Source organism: Legionella sp. (genome assembly GCF_049790535.1).
In the GTDB taxonomy this organism is placed as follows: domain Bacteria; phylum Pseudomonadota; class Gammaproteobacteria; order Legionellales; family Legionellaceae; genus Legionella.
Window position 1 is genome coordinate 1 of sequence record NZ_JBAQZB010000043.1, and the last position, 3,431, is coordinate 3,431.

A 3,431-nucleotide genomic window follows, 5' to 3' on the forward strand; every position below is an offset into this window, starting at 1 on the left:
AATTGTTTACTCACTGCTGGAGTCCAACTGTCTATTAAATCATGCCCTACTTCCGTTTGGAAAAAATAAATGAATTTAGACAAGTCTTTCTTTTTTGCTTGTTCGGTTTTTTCAGGCGCACCCTTCACATGCACTGAATAATAATAAGACAGCCAAGCTGATAAGGAATTGGTATCAAAATGAACATCCAAAGGATGAAAAATCTTATCTATCACAAACTTTCTATTTTTTGAATTTTGCTCATCCAGTAAATTCATAGGGTCCCTTTTTGATTTTTTCTTCATTATACCCTATTTGTGATAGATAAGGCTTGTTATCTATCCCAAACATAAATAACTTTAAAAAAATGGAGTAGGCGCGAAACCAAACTGCTGCACAGATTCTTTGCGCCTGCTAAACGAAATTGATTTAACAAGGGGTCGACAAATCAGGGCAAGATCATGTTTGACAGGAGTATTTTATAGGAGTACAAGTGACTGACTGAATATAAAAGAATGTGATTTACACGCGAAAATATATTTAGCTTTAAAAGGTTATATTTTGAATAAAATTAAATTAGCTTGTCTTGCTTCGTTGCTTTCCTCGAGTGTTGTCTCTGCCGCATCTCCTTGCGATGGATTTGAACTTAAAATAAAAAATAATTTAGTAGACAACTTATTAATCACTACTTTAAAACTAAATGGTGCAGAGCTTCAACCTGGCGGTATACAAAAAATTGACAGCAAAACAGCACAGGTTTTTACAATCAATTCAAGCGCGAAGAATGTTCCTATGGCTGGTGAATTTGTATTTCATACAATCAGTTTACCAAGTAAAACAGTGACCATTCGATTTTCACTAAATAATTCTAGCTTTATTTGCGAACATACTGATACATCAATTTCAGGTGATTATTCAGTGGAAAAAATTCGTTTACCAGGCTCAGTTAATTATATAATAAGTAATTTTTAAATAGACTAAGAATGGCTTAATTATCTTAATGAGGGCTAAAGTCTAGTTCATATTTAGCACTCATATACTCTAAGTAACATTCTTGATTTTTTAAAATCTCGTCAATTTAACTTAAGTGCACTCAGAACGTTGATACCATTTTGAGACTTGGTTTATAAATGCAAATTTCAATAATGAGAAAAACATTATAGAAATAGAAAGTCTCACTTGGATTATAAAGCAACGCTCAATTAAATCACTAAATTAAAAGCTTACTGGGAAAAATCAGGGAACGAAAAATCTCTGCCCTTTTTAAATGAATGGTACCATTTTTGTTCCAAACAAACTTGGAGGACACCGCAAGATATTAAAAATATGTTGCGAAATATATCATTCGTTTCTAATGACAGAGTTGTATTTAATATCAAAGGAAATGATTATCGCATTATTTGTTCTATAGATTATCCACGACAAACAATGTTTATAAAATTTGTGGGTACACACAAAGAATATGATCAAGTAAATGCTGAGGAGATTGAATAAAATGATTAAACCAATTCATAACGATGATGACTATAAAATGGCTTTATCACGTATTGAAGCGCTTTGGGGAGCTAAAGGAGACAGCCCAGATGGAGATGAACTCGATGTTCTTTTAGTTTTAGTTGAAGCATATGAAAACAAAAATCATTCTATGCCTCCATCTGATCCCGTTGATGCTATTTTCTTTTTGATGGATCAAATGAATTTAAATCGAAAGGACTTAGAACCTTTTCTTGGTCCTCGAAGCCGGGTTAGTGACGTCCTCAATAGAAAGCGCAGTCTAACCATGCACCAAATTGTAAATTTACATAAGGGCCTACACATACCTTATGAAAGCTTAATTGAAGAACATCGCTATATGTAAGAGTTTTCGCTGACCTTCGAGAGTTTTAATATCCCATTTTTTTCAATTCTTTCACAAGTCCCCCTTTAATTAGCCAAATCCTCCACAAATCATCTTCACAAGCATTTTATCAGAACTCTATAAATGCAGAATCGATATCATGTTCATTTATTAAAATGACTGTAGCCAATAAAGCCAACTTCAAGAGTCGCGCTACCTCGTGAAAGATTCTGGGACATTCCAGTCCCCTAAATCGACTCGCCAACGCGCGAAGCTAAGGGCCGCGACTGTCCTGTTTCCGGCACGCTTGCTCCAATGACTTAACGACTGCAAAAAGATTTACTCCGCATCTCTGCGGGCTGTCTCTGTAAATCGCAAGCTATCGCGGACTACCTGACTCGGCGCTCCGCCTTCCTTGGCGCGCAGCGTTCGAATTTTTCTCTTGAAGAACCTGAACAAAGTCACTCACAGTAGTCACTTCTTTTCCAACTAGGGCGTTACCCATGCCAGATTTAATAAGTGTTCGAAGTTCTTTGCCCAACTTACCATTTCTTAATGTTGATAAGTGTTCGCTTAAATTAACATTATCTCCATTTAACGCTGATTTTAAAGCAATAACGGCAGTTCTTTTTTCTGTGAAACTTTTTTGATAGGTAGAAAAGAAGCTTCCGTAAAAATATTCCTTTGTTATCCCAGAGGAATTAGTCATAGCTGTTCTTTCTTTTAGATAACTATCTAGTAGGTAATTAATGTCGTATTTTTTTATAAATTCATGGTCTCCATAAACTACTTTCATGCCAGAAATCGCAGCAAAGACTTGGGCTAATTCTGAACCTGATTTCTTGCCAAGGTTATTTATCCTCAAATCAAGCGTGGTCACACCAACAGGAATTGCAGCAAAAGCTTGGGCTGAACCTGATTTGTAGCCAAGGAAATTCATCATCAAATCAAGCGTGGTCACGCCAGCAGGAATTGCAGCAAAAGCTTGGGCTAATTCTGAACCTGAATTGAAGCCAAGGAAATTCCCCATCAAATTAAGTGTGGTCACGCCAGGAGGAATTGCAGCAAAAGCTTGGGCTAATTCTGAACCTGATTTCTTGCCAAGGTCATTCGCGCTCAAATTCAGCGCGGTCACGCCAGCAGAAATTGAAGTGAAGGCTTGGGCCAATTCAGTTCCTGATTTCTTGTAAAGGCCATTGTTGCCCAAATCAAGTGTAGTCACGCCAGCAGGAATTACAGCAAAGGCTTTGGCTAATTCTAAACCTGATTTCTTGTCAAGGTGATTCGCTTTTAAATCAAGCGTAGTCACGCCAGGAGGAATTGCAGCAAAGGCTTTGGCTAATTCTAAACCTGATTTCTTGTCAAGGTTAGTCAATTGATAATGCATGAAAATATCCTCTTTATCTTACCCATGAAATGATCGTTTTTTATTTTAGCATAAAGAAAAAATAATAAACACAAAATACTACATTATCACTAAGGTGCGTCGCATCATCGTATTGCAACATGACGTTAAACTGCTCCTGAAGCTGCTGGTAGTCAAACACACCATCCCCTCTAGGCATAATGATTCTTGTGTGCAACAGGAGACTTCGTAGCCACATTTGATGCATCA

General features: G+C 36.8%; 5 protein-coding genes and 1 pseudogene. 3 read left to right on the forward strand and 3 right to left on the reverse strand.

Going from position 1 to position 3,431, the window contains the following annotated elements:
* Positions 1-284, reverse strand: a pseudogene (locus WA877_RS02170) (site-specific integrase); the annotation flags it as partial.
* Positions 285-540: 256 nt separating this feature from the next.
* Between WA877_RS02170 and WA877_RS02175 the strand changes: the two are divergent.
* The 3 genes from WA877_RS02175 (at position 541) to WA877_RS02185 (ending at position 1,837) form a co-directional block, all read left to right on the forward strand.
* The gene (locus WA877_RS02175; protein ID WP_425169303.1) at positions 541-951 is read left to right on the forward strand and encodes a hypothetical protein; all 411 of its coding nucleotides are present in this window, start codon (positions 541-543) and stop codon (positions 949-951) included.
* A gap of 282 nt (positions 952-1,233) precedes the next feature.
* Entirely contained in the window at positions 1,234-1,473 is a 240-nt protein-coding gene (locus WA877_RS02180) for a type II toxin-antitoxin system HigB family toxin (RefSeq protein ID WP_425169307.1), read from the forward strand.
* A gap of 1 nt (position 1,474) precedes the next feature.
* Positions 1,475-1,837 carry a helix-turn-helix domain-containing protein gene (locus WA877_RS02185; RefSeq protein WP_425169304.1) on the forward strand — a complete coding sequence of 121 codons (363 nt, stop codon included), beginning with the start codon at positions 1,475-1,477 and terminating at the stop codon, positions 1,835-1,837.
* Positions 1,838-2,195: 358 nt separating this feature from the next.
* On the opposite strand, the gene WA877_RS02190 is transcribed toward WA877_RS02185, so the two are convergent.
* Both WA877_RS02190 and WA877_RS02195 read right to left on the reverse strand, forming a co-directional pair.
* On the reverse strand, positions 2,196-3,203 hold the full coding sequence (locus tag WA877_RS02190; RefSeq protein WP_425169305.1) for a hypothetical protein: 1,008 nt from the start codon (positions 3,201-3,203) through the stop codon (positions 2,196-2,198).
* Between the two features lie 40 nt (positions 3,204-3,243).
* On the reverse strand, positions 3,244-3,431 hold a 188-nt coding region (locus tag WA877_RS02195), incomplete at its 5' end, for a hypothetical protein (protein WP_425169306.1).